The 17,563-nt window shown below is 66.2% G+C and carries 9 protein-coding genes; 7 read left to right on the forward strand and 2 right to left on the reverse strand.

Features of this window, described 5'->3' with window-relative positions:
* Window positions 1-368 precede the first annotated feature (368 nt).
* The 3 genes from AC1VVK_RS08340 to AC1VVK_RS08350 are packed head-to-tail and all read left to right on the forward strand — an operon-like array spanning window position 369 to window position 6,015.
* The gene (locus AC1VVK_RS08340; RefSeq protein WP_482902630.1) at window positions 369-3,773 is read left to right on the forward strand and encodes a glycosyl hydrolase 2 galactose-binding domain-containing protein; all 3,405 of its coding nucleotides are present in this window, start codon (window positions 369-371) and stop codon (window positions 3,771-3,773) included.
* Window positions 3,774-3,775: 2 nt separating this feature from the next.
* Window positions 3,776-4,555 carry a GDSL-type esterase/lipase family protein gene (locus tag AC1VVK_RS08345; RefSeq protein WP_482902631.1) on the forward strand — a complete coding sequence of 260 codons (780 nt, stop codon included), beginning with the start codon at window positions 3,776-3,778 and terminating at the stop codon, window positions 4,553-4,555.
* Window positions 4,552-6,015 (forward strand): carboxylesterase/lipase family protein, encoded by a 1,464-nt coding sequence (locus AC1VVK_RS08350; protein WP_482902632.1) that lies wholly within the window; start codon window positions 4,552-4,554, stop codon window positions 6,013-6,015. Before AC1VVK_RS08345 ends, AC1VVK_RS08350 begins: the two co-directional genes overlap by 4 nt.
* 200 nt (window positions 6,016-6,215) lie before the next feature.
* Here AC1VVK_RS08350 and AC1VVK_RS08355 read toward each other — a convergent pair whose 3' ends face one another.
* Together AC1VVK_RS08355 and AC1VVK_RS08360 are read right to left on the reverse strand one after the other, a co-directional pair.
* Complete coding sequence (locus AC1VVK_RS08355) at window positions 6,216-7,139, reverse strand: ROK family protein (RefSeq protein ID WP_482902633.1); 924 nt, start codon at window positions 7,137-7,139, stop codon at window positions 6,216-6,218.
* 139 nt (window positions 7,140-7,278) lie between these two features.
* Window positions 7,279-8,604, reverse strand: a complete 1,326-nt coding sequence (locus AC1VVK_RS08360) for an ROK family transcriptional regulator (protein ID WP_482902634.1) — start codon at window positions 8,602-8,604, stop codon at window positions 7,279-7,281.
* A gap of 212 nt (window positions 8,605-8,816) precedes the next feature.
* On the opposite strand from AC1VVK_RS08360, the gene AC1VVK_RS08365 reads away from it, so the two are divergent.
* The 4 genes from AC1VVK_RS08365 to AC1VVK_RS08380 all read left to right on the forward strand — a co-directional run bounded on the left by AC1VVK_RS08365 (window position 8,817) and on the right by AC1VVK_RS08380 (window position 17,481).
* Window positions 8,817-11,939, forward strand: a complete 3,123-nt coding sequence (locus AC1VVK_RS08365; protein WP_482902635.1) for a TonB-dependent receptor — start codon at window positions 8,817-8,819, stop codon at window positions 11,937-11,939.
* Between the two features lie 203 nt (window positions 11,940-12,142).
* Window positions 12,143-13,678, forward strand: coding sequence for a tryptophan halogenase family protein (locus AC1VVK_RS08370; RefSeq protein ID WP_482902636.1), 1,536 nt, complete (start codon window positions 12,143-12,145; stop codon window positions 13,676-13,678).
* 112 nt (window positions 13,679-13,790) lie between these two features.
* Window positions 13,791-16,232, forward strand: coding sequence for a glycoside hydrolase family 3 protein (locus AC1VVK_RS08375; RefSeq protein WP_482902637.1), 2,442 nt, complete (start codon window positions 13,791-13,793; stop codon window positions 16,230-16,232).
* Between the two features lie 22 nt (window positions 16,233-16,254).
* The gene (locus AC1VVK_RS08380; protein WP_482902638.1) at window positions 16,255-17,481 is read left to right on the forward strand and encodes a glycoside hydrolase family 27 protein; all 1,227 of its coding nucleotides are present in this window, start codon (window positions 16,255-16,257) and stop codon (window positions 17,479-17,481) included.
* Window positions 17,482-17,563 lie beyond the last annotated feature (82 nt).

Here is a 17,563-nt window from a genome sequence, read left to right on the forward strand (position 1 = left end):
TAAGGCTACGATCCAAGACTTCGCACGGCGCGGAAAGGGCAAGGCTCTTTCCGCGCCGTTTGCGTTCGGGTCTGCGGATTTACTTCGGCCAACCTTCCCCGCCCTCTCCCCTCCCCAACCTCCCAACCTCCCCGACCTCCCCATCTCCGCTCGTCCTGAGCTTGTCGAAGGACGCTGGCGCTGCGCTGTGGTCCTTCGACAAGCTCAGGACGAGCGGGGCCGAGGGCTATCGGCAAACATCCCCCGAACCAACCAATCCCCCATTCTCCGCAGCCGATTATATAAAAACATTTGGCTTTTGCCTCGGCTACGTGTTTGGTGCGGCCGAAGCCCGAAGACCGGGCAAGCGACACGTGAAAGGGATGAGGATGAGCAACGGGGCGAAACTGCGCGCGCGCACGGCATGGATGACCGCCTGCGCAATGGCGGTCATCGCGACATCGCAGGCGGCAACTGCACAAGTCGCAGGACCTTTCGATCTCGCCGTGATCCCCGCCTCCCCGGTCTGGTCGCAAGACATCACCATGCCCGCCGGCGACTGGACCCTCTCTTTCTGGGCCTCGCTGGACAGCAATGAAGGCGGCACGCTGGCGACCCTTGCCGGCAAGGACAGCAATACCGCGCTGGCCTCGATCGCGGTGACCGGCGGCACGCCGGTACTGAACGCGAACGGCCAGACCGCAAGCGGCGCAGCCCTGCGCGGCGGCCAGTGGCATCACTTCGCGCTGGTCAACACGGCCAAGGGCCTGACGCTTTCGGTCGACGGGAAACCCGCCGCCACGCTCGCGCAGTCCCTCTCTACCCAGCCCGCGCGCCTGCTGGTCGGCGCCGCACCGGCCCCGGCCGCCCACCTCGCCGGTCTGCGCCTCGATCTGGGCGCGACCTCGCCCGGCGACTTGCGCCATGCCGCCGCAACGCCGCCCAATCCCGCGCTGATGCAGTTCGCGGAATCCAGCCCGCGCTGGCCGCTGCAAGTGCGCCAGATGCAGGGGCAGGTCACCCCGCAGCCGGTCTCGACACTGCCGCGCGGCGCCGCGCCGGATAAGCCGGTCGCCAAGCCGGTGCCGCAAGTCACTCCGCTCGCCGAAAACGGCGCGGGCAAGTGGACGCTCCAGAAGTGGACGCTCGCCGCCGCGCCCGAGGTGAACGGCGATGCCGCCACGATCTCGCGCCCGGGCTTCGGCGATGCCCGGTGGTATGCCGCCACCGTCCCCGGCACAGTGCTGACCACGCTGGTCGATCGCGGCGTCTATCCCGATCCGGCGCACGGCCTCAACAACCTCGCCATCCCCGAGAAGCTGGCGCATCAGGACTACTGGTACCGCACCGAGTTCGACCTGCCCGCCGGGGCCTCGGGCCGCCACCTCGAACTCCTGCTGAACGGCGTCAACTACGCCTCGCAGATCTGGGTCAACGGCACCGAAGTCGGCACGACCAAGGGCGCTTTCGTGCGCGGCAAGTTCGACGTTTCGCCGCTGCTGAAGCCCGGCCGCAACGCCATTGCCGTGCGCGTCTCGCCGCCGCCACGCCCCGGCATTGCCCATGAGGAATCGCTGACGTCCGGCGTCGGCGAAAATGGCGGCATGATGATGCTCGACGGGCCGACGTTCGGCGCGGCGGAAGGCTGGGACTGGATCCCGACCATCCGCGATCGCCAGACCGGGCTCTGGCAGGACGTCCAGCTCCTCGCCACCGGAGACGCGCGCATCGGCGACCCGCAAGTCGTCACCACGCTGCCCAAGGCGGACAACAGCGTCGCCAATATCGAGATCACCGTGCCGGTCGCCAACCTTTCGGACCGCGCCGTCACCGCCACCGTGCGCGCCGCGTTCGATGACGTGGCCGTGGAGCGCAGCGTGACCGTGCCCGCGCGCCAGTCGGTGGACGTGCGCTTCTCGCCCGAGACCGATGCCGCGCTGGCCGTGAACAACCCGAAGCTGTGGTGGCCCAATGGCTATGGCGACCCGGCCCTGCACACCGCCCACATTTCGACCGCGATCGACGGCCAGCAGTCGGACAGCAAGGACGTGCGCTTCGGCATGCGTCAGGTGACCTACGAAATCTCGCTGGTCGACCAGAGCGGCCATCTCGACCGCGTTGCGCTGGACATGGAAAAGGCGCGCAGCCTTGGCCAGCGGATCGTCGACCAGCGCCATGACGCGATCCGGCAAGTGCCGGGCGGCTGGGCCTATTCCTTCGCGCCAGGTGCCGAAAAGTCGCCCGCCGTCACCCCGATTGCCGGGGATCAGGGGCTTTCGCCCTTCCTCGTGATCCGCGTCAATGGCGTGCGCATCGCCGCGCGCGGTGGCTCAGTGGGCATGGACGACTTCATGAAGCGCGTGGATCGCGCGCATCTGGAGCCGTTCTTCAAGCTGCACCAGGACGCCCACGTCAATATCATCCGCAACTGGATGGGCCAGAACACGCAGGCGAGCTTCTTCGACCTTGCCGACGAATATGGCCTGATGGTCATGAGCGATTTCTGGGAATCGACACAGGACTACAACATCGAGTCACAGGACCCGACGCTGTTCCTCGACAATGCGAAGGACGTCGTTGCCCGCTTCCGCAACCATCCCTCGATCGTGGTGTGGTTCGGCCGCAACGAAGGCGTGCCTCAGCCGATCCTCAACGAAGGGCTGGAAAACCTGCTGCGCACGCAGGACGGCACGCGGCTCTACATGCCCTCTTCCAACCGCATCAACCTGCACGATTCCGGGCCCTACAACTGGCGTGAGCCGGAGAAGTACTTCACCGAATATTCGAAGGGCTTTGCGGTAGAGGTCGGCACCCCCTCGTTCCCGACGCTGGAATCGTGGGAGCGCGTGATCCCGGCCAGCGAGCGTTGGCCGGTCAGCGACACCTGGGCCTATCACGACTGGCACCAGAGCGGGAACGGCGCGGTGAAGAGCTTCACCGATGCCATGGACCGCGAATTCGGCAAGCCCACCAGCCTGCCCGATTTCGAACGCAAGGCGCAGATGCTGGAATACGAAAGCTACCGCGCGATCTTCGAAGGCATGAACGCGGGGCTCTGGACCGAGAATTCGGGCCGCATGCTGTGGATGACGCAGCCGGCATGGCCCAGCTCGGCCTGGCAGGTGTTCTCGTCCGACTATGACACCCACGGTGCGTTCTACGGCATGAAGAAGGCCTCCGAGCCGGTCCACGTGCAGATGAACCTGCCCGATCACAAGGTCATCCTCGTCAACAACCGCATGGCGGCGCTGCCCGGCGTGACGGTGCGGGCGACAGTGCAGGCGCTCGACGGGCGCACGCTTGCCACCCGCGATGCCAAGGTGGACGCGGTGGCCGGCAAGGTGAACGATGCCTTCACGCTCGAGCTTGCGCCGCTGATGGCCTCGGGTCCGGTGCTGGTGCGTCTGGAAGCGCTGGACAGCGCGGGCGCGCGGCTTTCGGACAACTTCTACTGGCAGGCCGCCAGCGACGAGGCGCTTCAGGGGCTGAGCGCCATGGCGCAAGTGCCGCTGACCGGCGCGGCCAAGGTCAGCACCGAAGGCAGCGATACCAGGATCGAAGTCACCCTGACCAATCCCGGCAAGACCGCCGCGATCCAGACCAAGCTCACGCTGTTCGATGCCAAGGGCAAGCAAGTGCTTCCCGCCTACTTCTCGGACAACTATGTCTCGCTGCTGCCGGGTGAGACCCGCACCGTGACGGTCACCGCGCCGAGCGCGCTCGCGGGTGGTTCACCGTCGGTCAAGCTGCGCGGCTGGAACGTCGCGGCCCAGACCATTGCCGTGAGGAATTGATCTTGAAGCGTAATCTTGCCTGCCTTGCCCTTTCCGCGATCCTGCTGCCGGCTTCGGCCATGGCGCAGCCGGCCACCACGGCCCCTGCCGCCGTCAATGCCGCCGCGCAGGACGCGGAAGCGCGGCTCCATACCGACTGGGCGTGGACCGCGCGCTACCGCGACGCCAATGCCGTGGACGCCGCCAAGGCGCCGCGTCCGCGCATCGTGCTGATGGGCGATTCGATCACGCAGGGCTGGTACGATCTTGACCGCGCCTTCTTCACGCCGGGCCGGATCGGGCGCGGCATCGGCGGGCAGACGACCTCGCAGATGCTGCTGCGCTTCCGGCAGGACGTGATCGACCTCAAGCCCGATGTCGTCCAGATCATGGCGGGCACCAACGACATCGCCAGCAACACCGGCCCGATGACGGACGACCAGATCCAGGGCAATTACCGCTCGATGGTGGAACTGGCGCAGGCACACGGCATCCGCGTGATCCTCGCCTCGATCCCGCCGGCGGACCAGTTCCCGTGGCGTCCGGGTCTGGATACCGGCATGCGCATCGTCCGGCTCAACACCTGGCTCAAGAGCTATGCCGCCAAGACCGGCTCGGTCTATGCCGATTACTGGACGGCGATGAAGGGCTCCGGCCTCGGCGCGCGCGATGGGCTGACGTCTGACCATGTGCACCCCACCGTCGCCGGCTATGAGGTGATGAACAAGGTGGCCGAAGCGGCATTCAAGGCGGCGCTGGCGAAGCCCGCGGCCCGGCCGATTCCCGCCGCGCTGATCCCGTGAGCGCTGCCCTCGCGGCGCTGCTGTTGGCGTCTTCGGCGCCCGCAGCCGGTGCGCCTCCGGTCGTCACTGTCGATACCGGGACGATCCGGGGCGAGACCGGCGCGGACGGCCGCGCGGTGTTCCGAGGCATCCCTTTTGCGGCGCCGCCGGTGGGCGACTTGCGCTGGCGCGCGCCGCAGCCGGTGAAGACCTGGCCGGGCATCCGCGAGACCGTCAGATCCGCGCCCGCCTGCCTCCAGATCGACTATGGCTGGAACCGCGAGGCGGCGGCGAACCAGTCGGAAGACTGCCTCTATCTCGATGTCGCCACGCCCGCGCTGCATCCGGCCAAGCCGCTGCCGGTGATGGTGTGGATCCACGGCGGCGGCAACCGCGCCGGAGGGGGCCTCGGCCCCGGAGATTCGCCGATCGTCGCGCGCGGCGTGGTGCTGGTGAGCGCGCAATATCGCCTTTCGGCGCTGGGCTTCCTGTCGCATCCGGCACTTGGCGCGCATTCAGGCAATTACGGGCTGATGGACCAGCAGGCGGCGCTGCGCTGGGTCCAGGCCAATGTGGCGCGCTTCGGCGGCGATCCTGCCAATGTCACGATCTTCGGCGAATCCGCCGGCGCGCAGGACGTGGGCCTGCAATTGCTGTCTCCGGGCGGCAGAGGCCTGTTCCGCAAGGCGATCGAGGAGAGCGGCACGCCCGGCTTCGGCCTTCCCCCGCGCTCGCTGGCGGACAACGAGGCGCTGGGCGAGATCATCGCCACGGCCGCCGGTGCCCCGCCCCATGCCAGCGCCGCGCAGCTGCGCGCGCTGCCGGGCAAGGCGCTGGTCGAAGCCAGCGAGCATGCCGATGTCCCGAACCTCGACGATGACAGCTTCATCTGGCTTCAGGCCGTGGTCGACGGGGTGGTGCTGGCCGAAACCCCGGCCGCCTCGCTGGCACGCGGCGTCGGCAGGGACGTGCCACTGATCCTTGGCAACAACTTCCACGAACTGGGCCTCTACGGCGCGCCCGAACGCGCCATCGCGCAGGGCTTCGGCAGCAATGCCAAGGCCGCACTGACAGCTTACGGCCTTGCGCCCGGAGGCACGCCGCCTGCCGACCTTGCCCTGCAGCTTGCCAACGACCTGACATTCCGCTGCCCCGCACTCCATGTCGCGGCCGAGCGCACGCGGGCAGGCGCGGCGACCTGGCACTATCAGTTCGATATCGATGGCCCCGGCGGCAAGCCGGTGACTCACGGTTCGGAAATCCGCTTCGTGCTGGGCGAGGACGGCGCCGCATCGGACGCCGCCGCACCGCTTGCAGCCTATTGGGTGAACTTCGCGCGAACCGGTGATCCGAACGGCGCCGGGCTGCCGGACTGGCCGCGTTTCGGGCCGCGCGGGACCAGTCTTGAACTGGCCGCCAGTGGGGCACGACAAGTGGAGGGGCTGGCCGCCCGGACCTGCGCCTTGCGCGCTGCGCCCTGACAGTCTCGGCGCGCCGCCAGGCTAGGGGCGTTTGTCAATTATTGGGATTCGCGCAAAGGCGCAAAGGCGCGAAGAGGTCGTTTTAGCGGCAAAGCCGCATCCTTCCATCTGACCGGGCCCGAAACGCCACGTCAGATGGAAAGGGATGCCTGCGGCGCCTCACGATCTCTTTGCGCCTTCGCGCCTTTGCGCGAAAATCCTCAAACTTCGGCCGCAGCCGCTTCCCCGACATCCCAGAGCAGCGCTGCGCCGCGCACGCCGGAGCTGTCACCCCAGCGGGCCTGCACCACGTCTCCGGACCATGCGCCCGAGAAGCTGAGCGCCCGGATAGCCTCGCCCAGCCCTTCATAGATCGGCGCGACGTTCGACATGCCGCCGCCCAGCACGATGGCATCGGGATCGAACAGGTTCGCAACCACGGCCAGCCCGCGCGCCAGACGGTCGCGGTAGCGTTCGAGCGCGGTCACGGCCGCTTCGTCGCCCGCCAGCGCCGCCTGCACGATGGCCGGCGAATCGAGATCGCGCCCGGTCTCCGCCACGAAAGCGCGCCGGAAGCCGGTGCCCGAAACCCAAGATTCGAAGCAGCCGCGCAGGCCGCACCAGCATTGCGGCGTGGGCAATTCGTCCGGTTCCGGATTGGGCAAGGGCATGTGGCCCACTTCGCCCGCCAGCCCGTGCGCGCCATTGACGACGCGGCGGTCGATCACCAGTCCGCCGCCGCACCCGGTGCCGATAATCAGCCCGAAGACTGAAGCCTTGCCGGCGGCGGCACCGTCGATCGCCTCGGACAGGGCGAAGCAATTGGCGTCATTGGCAAGCCGCACTTCGCGGCCGAGCGCCTGCCTCAGGTCCGCGCGGAAAGGTCTGCCGTTGAGGTAGACCGAGTTGGCGTTGCGCATCAGCCCGGTCGCCTGCACTTCCGAACCCGGCGCGCCGATGCCGACGCAGGCCCGGCGGCCGAGTTGGCCTTCCACCGAAGCGACAAGGTCGCGCAGCGTGGTCAACGCCTGTTCGTAATGCGCAGGCGTTTCGGTGCGCAGGCGGTGAACCACCTGCCCCTGCTCGTCCAGAGCGGCCGCCTCGATCTTGGTGCCGCCGAAATCGATGCCAATTCGCAGCGTCACAGTGCTGCCCGCGCGATGTGCGCCATGCGTTGCATAGACCCTCTCCAGTCGCGTCCGCGCTTCCCCCAAGGGGGCGCGGCGCCTGATCTTACCAGGATCGTATAATGGCAGGTCGATTGATTAAGACAAATTCTTTTTTTTAGATTTCGAGCGTGCGCCCCGCCTGCATGAGGATCGTATCGGAAGGCAGCAGCTGGTCGAGCAGCGGCAGGATTGCCGCGCCGATGGCCGGGGCATCGCTCGCCATCTGTGCGGGCTGGACCGGTACCCGGTTGGGCATCGGCACTTGCCCCAACGCCGCCTCGATCCGCGCGGAAAGGCGCTGGATCAGAGGCAGCGGCAGGCGCCCGCCGATCAGAATGGCATCGGGATCGAGCAGGCACGAAACCGCCACCAACGGCACCGTCAGCGCGCGCGTGGCATCGGCGATCCACTGGTCGATGGTGGTCGCCATCACCGGATCGAGCGCGAGGAGGTCTTCCAGCCGCTCCAGCTTGCGCCCGGCCAGTTCCAGACGCTCCTCGATGGCGGAGAGCGAGACAGTGTCCTGCACCAGCGCGCCCGGCTCCGCGCTGCCGGGATCGGGCAAGAGGCCGATCTCACCGCTGCGCAGGCGTGCGCCGCGATAATAGCTGCCGTCGATCACCGGGCCGCCGCCAAGACCCGCGCTGATCAGCAGGTAGAAGAAGCTTGGCCGGTCCTGCCCGCCAACGCCCTGCGCCTCGCCCAGCGCGGCCGCCGCCGCGTCGTTGTCGACATGGATCGGCCAGGGCAGCACGTCCTTCAAAAGATCGCAGAAATCGACCTTGCTCCAGCTCTCGTAGCCGGCCGGTTTGTGCGGCAGGGCAATGCCGCCAAGGTCGTCGGGACGTGCCACCCCGACGCCGAGAATGCGGTCCCGGTCCACGCCGCCGTCCGCCAGCAGTCCGTCGAGTTCGGCGGCGATGATCGTCACCACGTCGGCCGGCATCGCGAAGCGCACCTCGCGCGTGATCCGGCTGCGCACTTCCCCGGCCAGGTCGAGCGTGACCAGCGTGATATGGTCGCGGTCGACATTGAGGCCGATCGCGAAGGCGCCGTCGGGATTGATCGCCAGCCGCAGCGCCGGTTGACCGCGCCCCCCGTGCTTGCGCCCCACTTGCGCGACAAGGCCCATGTCCTCCAGCCGCGTGGTGATGTTGGCGATGGTCGGCGGGGTCAGCCCGGTCTGGTTGGCGAGCGCGATACGCGTGGTCTCCCCCGCGAGGCGGACCGCCTGGAGCACGATGCGCTGGTTGTAGTCGCTCGCCCGCGCCAGATTGGTGCCGGACAGCGAGACGGCCAGCCGCCGCCCCGGTTGAGGCCTGGCACCTTCTCCGGACGCCGCGTCGGCGATGCCGCCTTCCGCAGTGGTTTCAGCAGCAACCGGAGCGGCCTGTTTTCCGGCCTGCTTCGCGGTCTTTCGGGTGCGATCCTCTTTTTTCATGGTGTGTGATTACAACCACTCTGTCACGCAAACTAACAAAAAAGAAAAAATTTAAGTTGACGCATTTGAGGGTTTGGGCTGATGTTTAAATCAACACGAGTCACAAGAACCCTCGTGGGAAAAGCGGACGCGGTACGAAACAATCGACCGGCCCTTTTCCGAAGAATGGGAACCACGCCGACTGCGCGTGTGAGGAGAGGAGTTTTGGGGGTATGATTCAGCCTGGTTTTCTGAATCGTGGCGTTCTGCTGACAGCCACGTCCATCGTTGCACTGGGTGCGGCACACACCGCATTCGCGCAGGAAGCAGCGCCCGTCATCACCGGCGCAGCCACCCGTCTTGCCGTTGCCGATACCACGTCCGGCGCCCCTCAGGCCGCCTCGGCCAGCACGCCCAACGGCGGCGGTGACGAGATCGTCATCACCGGTATCCGCGGCTCGCAGGAGCGTTCCGTCGCCCTGAAGCGCGATGCCACCTCGGTGGTCGATTCGATCTCCGCGCAGGACATCGGCAAGCTGCCCGACGTCACCATCTCCGACTCGCTCCAGCGCATCCCCGGCGTGCAGATCCTGCGCAGCGCCGGCGAAGGCTCGACGATCAACATCCGCGGCCTGCCGCAGGTGACCACGCTGCTCAACGGCGAGACTTATCTCGGCGCGCAGTCGATCACCACGACGCAGCCGAACTTCGACGATATCCCCTCGCAGCTCTTCGCCGGCGCCGACGTCATCAAGTCGACCACCGCGAGCCTGCTGAACTCGGGTATCACCGGCACCGTCAACTTGCGCACGCGCCGTCCGTTCGACCTCAAGGAAGGCTTCACGTTCGCAGCCGCCGCCGAAGGTTCGTACGGCGACAAGACCAAGCACAAGTTCGACCCGAACTTCAACGGCCTGATCTCCTGGCACAACGACCGCTTCGGCGTGATGCTGTCGGCAGCCTATTCGGACGTGCGCCTGTTCAACTCGCACAACGGCATTCAGGAAGGCTACGGCGCCGCGCTTCATAACGAAGGCACTGCCGACGTCACCTCCAACGGCGGTTTCTCGCCCCCGTTCCGCCCGCGCGGTACGCCCGTGGCCGGCGGCGTGGACGTCAATGACAACGGCACCGCCACCGATGCCTTCATCGTTCCGCAGGGCTTCACCGGCTGGAACAAGATCAACGAGCGCCAGCGCCTGGGCATCAACGGTTCGTTCCAGTGGATGGTCAACGACGCCCTGACGCTGACTGGCGACGGCTTCTTCACCAAGCAGGACGAGCACGACCGCATCGCCGGCTTCCAGATGCAGAACGTCAACTGGCAGGCGGCAGAGTTCGTCCCCGGCCAGTCGCGCGATACCGGTGCGACCGTGGTGGGCAATGACGGCCACACCTACAACATCAACACCACGCAGATTTACAACTACGATCTGGGTAACTTCGATTCCTATTCCCAGAACGATCGCTTCCAGTCGCAGTCGCAGAACTACAACCTTGAGCTGAAGTTCGACAACGGCGGCCCGTTCAAGGCCACCCTGCGCGGCGTCTATGGCAAGGCGCACCAGTACTACGACCAGAGCTACCTGCAGTTCAGCATGTCCAACGGCCTGCAGTGGCAGCCGGGCGGCATCGGCCACTACCCGGCCTCGCTGGGCGGCGACCGCGCGTTCAACCCGAACGGCTACACGGTCAACACGATCGCCGGGCTCAACTCGCTGCCCGCCACGGTGGACTACACCGGCAACAAGCCGAACATCAGCCTGCCTTCATCGCTGGTGAGCGAACTGGGCGACATCGATAACTATGCGCTCAAGACCATGTCGTCCGAGGGCAACTACCGCCGCAACGGCGACCTCAAGGTCGTCCGCGCCGATGGCTCGTACGAAGCCTCGCCCGAACTCACGCTGAGCTTCGGCGCGCGCTATTCGGAGCGTTCGGTCTCCGACTACGAATTCGACCGCGCGGCACCGCTCTACGCCGGCAATGGCGCCAGCGATCCGAACGGCTGCCTCGTCAAGTGGAAGGCGTTCGACGTGCCGATGAGCGACAAGTCGTGCAGCGCGGGCGATGCCTCCGGTTACTTCACCGCCGGCCTGACCCGCCCCGCCAGCGACCCGACGCTGGTCGGCAACGTCAAGCTGTTCAACCCCGGTGTCGCCGGCGTGCCCAGCATGTACGTCCTCGATCCCAAGGCCATGGACAACGCGCTGGCCTTCCAGAACGGCTTCTATCCGGGCAATGTCGAGGTCATGAACCCCGGCGCGTCGTACTCGGTCGGCGTCAAGCAGATCTCGGGCTACTTCCAGATGGACTTCCACGGCGATCTGTTCGGCCTGCCGTTCAGCGGCAACGGCGGCGTCAAGGTCATCAACACCAAGCTGGACATCACCCAGTACGGCAGCGCCGGTCCGCAGCCTTACGGCATGGCCAACGCAGTGGGCGCCGCGATCGAGACCAAGCGCGACTTCACCGACATCCTGCCGGCCTTCAACGTCGCCTTCGATCTCCAGCAGAACCTCAAGCTGCGCTTTGCCTTCTCGCGCACGATGACGCTGCTCGATCTCAACCAGTGGGGCGGCGGTCTGACGCCGGGCTACGCGATCGACACCAGCATCCCCGGCACTCCGGTGTTCCGCGTGACCGGCGGCAACCAGAGCGGCAACCCGCTGCTCGACCCCTGGCGCGCGACCAACGTCGAAACCTCGCTTGAATACTACATCGGGCGCGGCAGCCTGCTGAGCCTCGGCGCATTCCACATCAACGTCGAGAGCTTCATCCAGAGCGGCAACATTGTCCGCAACGACCTGCCCGACAACGACGGCGTGGTGCGCAATCGCACGGTCTCGATCACCATTCCGGTACAGGGCGAGGGCGGCACGCTTCAGGGCATCGAAGCCGGCGCCAAGCTTTCGTTCCTGGATCTCGGGTTCATGCCCAACTTCCTGCGGAACTTCGGCGTCGATACCAACTTCACCTATTCGCCTTCAGACACCGGCCAGAAGGATCTTGCCGGCAACAAGGTGCCGTTCCAGGACAACTCGGAGATCCAGACCAACGTCGCCGTGTTCTACCAGGACTCGCGCTTCCAGGCCCGTGTCGCCTGGAACTACCGCTCGAAGCGCGCGGTGCAGTCCGACTTCGGCGGTATCTCCGGCCTCGAACTCTACCAGGCGCCGACCAACTACGTCGACGCTTCGGTCAGCTACGACGTCACGCCGAACGTGACCCTCTATGCGCAGGGTTCGAACCTGACCGGCGAGTACGAGAAGTACTACCTGACCTGGACCGACGAGAAGGCCTACAACAACATCTTCGAGCGTCGTTACACGGCTGGCGTTCGCGTCAAGTTCTAACCCGCTCCTCCCCCTTCCCCCCGCCCACTCCTCCTCCGGGCGGGGGGATCCCCTTTTCAGGCCGCTTGGGTCAGAGCATGTTCCATTCATACTGAATTGGATCATGCTCCTAATTTTATTCTTTGATTGCTGCATTTTCCGAGGCGTCAGGTGATCCCACCTGACTTGAAAATGCTCTAGCAAGCGCTCGGGGAGAAAAATCAATGGCAAACGAACCGATTCGTTCCATCCTGATCGTCGGTGGCGGCACCGCTGGATGGATGGCCGCCAACCTGCTGGCGACGCGGCTGCGCCGCCTTCCCATCGAAATCACCTTGGTCGAAAGCCCCGATATCCGCACTGTCGGCGTGGGCGAGGCGACCGTTCCCGCGATCCGCGATTACTTCAGGGCCATTGGCGTGACCGAGGCCGAAGTCATGCGCGCGTCGCAAGGCACCGTGAAGCTGGGCATCGAATTCCGCGACTGGCGCGCGCCGGGCACCAGCTTCTTCCACCCCTTCGGCCGCTACGGCGTGGACGCCTTCTCGGTGCCATTCCACCAGTATTGGCTCAAGCGCCGCATGGCGGGCGACGAGACGCCGCTTTCCGCCTATTGCCTGCCGACGCAGGCGGCGATGCGCAACCTGATGCTGCTGCCGCCCGAACAGCCCGCCAACGACCTTGGCGTGTTCGACTGGGCGATCCATTTCGACGCCGGCCTCTTCGCCCGCTTCCTGTCGCAGCGCGCGCAGGACGATCTGGGCGTGCGCCATGTCGAAGGCACGATCTCCGGCGCCAAACGGGACACCGAGAACGGCCGCATTGCATCGGTTTCGCTGAGCGACGGACGCACGCTGGAAGCCGATCTTTTCATCGACTGCTCGGGCTTCCGCAGCATCTTGCTGGGCCAGACGCTCGAAGTCCCTTACGAGGACTGGACGCATCTGCTGCCCTGCGACCGCGCGGTAGCCATGCCCTGCACACATGGCGACGAACTGACGCCCTATACCCGCAGCACCGCGCTTGCGGCGGGCTGGCAGTGGCGCATTCCGCTGCAGCATCGCGTCGGCAATGGCTACGTCTATTCCAGCCGCCACATCTCCGACGACGAGGCGACCGCCACGCTGATCGCCAACCTTGAGGGCGAGGCGCTGGCCGAGCCCAACATGCTGCGCTTCCGCACCGGGCACCGCACCAAGGTGTGGGAGAAGAACTGCGTCGCGCTCGGCCTTGCGGCGGGCTTCCTGGAGCCGCTGGAATCCACCTCGATCGTGCTGATCCAGAGCGGCATCGAACGCCTGCTCGCGCATTTCCCGGACGGCGATTTCGATCCCACGCTGGCGGACGAGTTCAACCGCATCACCGCGCTCGAATACGCCCGCATCCGCGACTTCCTTTTGCTGCACTATTGGGGCGGGCAACGGAACGAGCCGATGTGGCAGGCATGCCGCGCGCTCGACCTGCCGGAAACGCTGGCGCAGCGCATCCGCACCTTCCAGGGTTCGGGCAAGCTGCCGCGTTTCGAATGGGATTCGTTCCAGGCGCCCAGTTGGCTGTCGATGTTCGCCGGTTTCGATATTTTGCCGCGACGGTACGACCCGCTGGCCGATCAGTTTTCCAACGAGGAATTGGCCGGATCCTTCGAACAGATGCGCGACGCCATCGGCCGCGCGGTGGCGCTCGCCAGCCCTCACGCAGACTTCATTGCGGACACCTGCCCCGCCACCGTTTCGCCGCAGCCTGCGGCTCTGCCCGTCTAGAGCACGATCCGTTCATACTGAATCGGACTCTGCCCCATTTAACCTTTGTTTGCCGCATTTTCGGAATCGCCCGGTGATCCCACCCGACTTCAAAATGCTCTAGGAAGACCAGATGCGACTGACGCTTTCCTCCCTTCTCGCCCTGTCCTGCGCGGCCGTACCGATGGCCGCCGCGCTTGCGGACGCGCCGCTGCCGGCTGCCGCCACCGCGCACCCCGAACTCTGGCCGCAGGGCAAGAGCGTGGGCCTCGTCGATCCGGAGACCGAGGCGAAGATCACCAAGATGATGGCCGAAATGTCGGTGCGCGAGAAAGTCGGGCAGATGATTCAGCCCAGCATCGCCTCGATGAAGCCGGAAGAACTGCGCGAATATCCGGTCGGCTCGATCCTCGGCGGTGGCAACGATCCGCCGCTCTCGGGCAATGACCGTGGCCCCGTGGGCGACTGGATCGCCACGGCCGAAGCCTTCCGTCAGGTCTCGATCGAGAAGCGCCCCGGCCACGTGCCGATTCCGGTGATCTTCGGCATGGATTCGGTCCATGGCAATTCGAACGTCTTCGGCGCCACCATCTTCCCGCACAACGTCGGCCTCGGCGCCATGCGCGATCCGGCACTGATGGAGAAGATCGGCGAAGTGACCGCCGCCGAAAGCGCCGCCTCGGGCTTCGACTGGGCCTTCGGTCCCACTGTCACCGTGCCGCAGGATGATCGCTGGGGCCGCAGCTACGAAGGCTATTCGGAGCGCCCCGAGATCACCCGCGAATATTCCGCCGCGATGGTGCGCGGGCTTCAGGGCGTGCCGGGCAAGGCCCGCATCCAGAACGGCAATGTCGCCGCTTCGATCAAGCACTTCCTGGCCGATGGCGGGACCCATGGCGGCATCGATCAGGGCGATGCGCAGATCCCCGAAAAGGACCTGATCGCCATCCATTCGCCCGGCTATGTCAGCGGCATCGATGCCGGCGCGATGACGGTCATGGCCAGCTTCTCCTCGTGGAACGGCGTCAAGAACCACGGCAACAAGTCGCTGCTGACCGACGTGCTGAAGGGCCGCCTCGGCTTCGAGGGCTTCGTGGTGGGCGACTGGAACGCGCATGGCCAGATCCCCGGCTGCACCAACGGCAATTGCCCGCAGACCTTCAATGCCGGTCTCGACATGGCGATGGTGCCGGGTGACTGGAAGGACCTGTTCAACAACACCCTGAAGCAGGTTCAGGACGGCACGATCCCGATGGCCCGCGTGGACGACGCGGTGCGCCGCATCCTGCGCGTGAAGTTCAAGCTGAACCTGTTCGATCCCGCGCGCCCCTATGAACAGAAGCAGATGCTCGGCATTCCCGAGCACCGCGCCGTCGCGCGGCAGGCGGTTTCGGAATCGCTGGTGCTGCTCAAGAACAACGGCGCGCTGCTGCCGATCAAGCCGGGCCAGAAAGTGCTCGTCACCGGCACCCATGCCGATGACGTGGGCCTGCAATCGGGCGGCTGGACGCTCTCGTGGCAGGGCACCGGCAACACCAATGCCGACTTCCCCGGCGCCACCACGATCTGGGCCGGCCTGAAGTCCGCGATCGAGGCAGCCGGCGGCAGTGCCACGCTCAGCGCGGACGGCAAGGTCACCGGCCCCAAGCCCGACGTCGCCGTCGTCGTGTTCGGCGAGACGCCCTATGCCGAAATGGTGGGCGATATCTCCACGCTCGAATTCCAGCCGGGCGACAAGCAGGCCCTGGCACAGCTCAAGGCACTGAAGGCGCAGGGCATTCCGGTGGTCACCGTGTTCCTCTCCGGCCGCGCGCTCTGGGTGAATCCCGAGATCAACCAGTCCGACGCATTCGTCGCCGCCTTCCTGCCCGGCTCCGAAGGCGCCGGCATTGCCGACGTGCTCGTCGCGAAGAAGGACGGCACGCCCAACAAGGACTTCCGCGGCAAGCTCAGCTACTCGTGGCCGAAGAACGCGGGCCAGTTCGCCAACAATGTCGGCCAACCGGGCTACGACCCGCAGTTCGCCTATGGCTACGGCCTCACTTACAAGGACCACACCACGGTCCCGCAGCTGAGCGAAGTGGCCGGGCTCGACGCCTCGCTGTCGAACGTCTCGGTCTACTTCCTGCCCGGCCGCATCCTGCCGCCGTGGAAGCTCGCGACCGGCGGCGCCGTGGCGATGAAGAACGTGGATGGCGGCGGCACCCAGGAAGGCGCGCGCCAGCTTGCCTTCTCCGGCCCCGGCGAAGTGCGCATCGAAGGCCCGCAAGTGGACCTCAGCCGCCAGAGCAACGCCATGCTCAGCCTGCGCATCGATTATCGCATCGATGCCAAGGGCCCGAGTGCGCCGAAGCTCGGCATGGGCACCACGTTCGTGGTCGGCGGCAAGGTCTTCACCGCCGCGCCCGGCCAGTGGTCCAGCGTCAAGGTTTCGCTCTCGTGCTTCGCGGCGGCGGGCGCCAACATGAACGCCATCGCCCGTCCCTTCGTGCTGCAAGGCGATGCCGGGCTCACGCTGTCGATCGCCACGGTCAAGCTCGACGCCGATCCCACCGGCGCGATCTGCCCCAAGTAAGCGCGAAGAGAGAACGCCCACCATGTCGCGTTTCGCGAAATTCGTCGCGCTCGCCCTGAGCCTTGCTCCTCTGGCGCTCACCCGTCCGGCGCTGGCGGAGGAAGTGGACCAGAACCGCCTTCCCCCCTCGCAGGACCCGGCGCGCATAGCCAACGGCCTCGCGCAGACGCCGCCGATGGGGTGGAACAGCTGGAACAAGTTCGCCTGCAACATCTCGGAAAAGACGATCCGCGAAACGGCGGACGCCATCGTCTCCACCGGCATGCGGGATGCGGGATACAACTATCTCGTCATCGACGATTGCTGGCACGGCGAGCGTGACGCCAAGGGCTTCATCACCGCCAATGCCAAGGCCTTCCCCTCGGGCATCAAAGCACTGGCAGACTATGTCCATGCCAAGGGCCTGAAGTTCGGCATCTATTCAGACGCCGGCACCAAGACCTGCGGCGGCCGCCCGGGCAGCCAGGGCCACGAGTATCAGGACGCGATCACCTACGCCTCGTGGGGCGTCGATTACCTCAAGTACGACTGGTGCAGCACCGGCAGCCGCAATGCCGAGGAAGCCTATGCGCTGATGTCGGACGCCTTGAAGGCCAGCGGCCGTGACGTGCTGCTTTCGCTCTGCGAATGGGGCACCAACAAGCCGTGGCTCTGGGCCTCGAAGATCGGCAATATCTGGCGCACCACGGGCGACATTACCGACAAGTGGTCCGGCAAGCACGGCTATGCGCTGGGCATGCTCGATATCGTCGACCTCAACGAGCCGCTCTGGCCCTTCGCCGCGCCGGGGCACTGGAACGATCCCGACATGCTGGAAGTCGGCAACGGCGGTATGACGACGGCCGAATACCGCAGCCACTTCTCGCTCTGGGCGATGATGGCCTCGCCGCTGATCGCCGGCAACGACGTCTCCAACATGAGCGCCGACACCGCCTCGATCCTGCTCAACAAGGACGTCATCGCGGTCGATCAGGACAAGCTAGGCCGTCAGGGCCGCCGCGTCGCGAAGGACGGGAACGGCGAAGTCTGGGTCCGCACCCTCGCCGATGGTCGCCGCGCCGCACTGTTGTTCAATCGCGGAGAGACGCCGGTCTCGCTGACGGTGAACTGGGCGCAACTCGACTATCCGGCCAACCAGTCGCTCAAGCTGCGGGACCTTTGGGCCCACCGCGATCTCGGCGCGTTCAAGGGCTCGTATTCGGCGCAAGTCGAACCCCACGGCGTGGTCATGGTGACCCTGACGCCCTGACTGGCCCGGGCGCTCGCCCTGACTGGCCCGGGCGCTCGCCCTCACATATCGGAATCCACCCTTGCCCGGCTCAATCCCTTGA

It is taken from the genome of Novosphingobium sp. BL-S-32, from assembly GCF_056857055.1.

Excerpts from the sequence above, each read along its gene's own strand:
- AC1VVK_RS08340 (WP_482902630.1), top strand. The coding sequence starts at position 369 with ATGAGCAACGGGGCGAAACTGCGCGCGCGCACGGCATGGATGACCGCC.
- AC1VVK_RS08360 (WP_482902634.1), bottom strand. The coding sequence starts at position 8,604 with ATGAAAAAAGAGGATCGCACCCGAAAGACCGCGAAGCAGGCCGGAAAA.
- AC1VVK_RS08365 (WP_482902635.1), top strand. The coding sequence starts at position 8,817 with ATGATTCAGCCTGGTTTTCTGAATCGTGGCGTTCTGCTGACAGCCACG.
- AC1VVK_RS08370 (WP_482902636.1), top strand. The coding sequence starts at position 12,143 with ATGGCAAACGAACCGATTCGTTCCATCCTGATCGTCGGTGGCGGCACC.
- AC1VVK_RS08375 (WP_482902637.1), top strand. The coding sequence starts at position 13,791 with ATGCGACTGACGCTTTCCTCCCTTCTCGCCCTGTCCTGCGCGGCCGTA.
- AC1VVK_RS08380 (WP_482902638.1), top strand. The coding sequence starts at position 16,255 with ATGTCGCGTTTCGCGAAATTCGTCGCGCTCGCCCTGAGCCTTGCTCCT.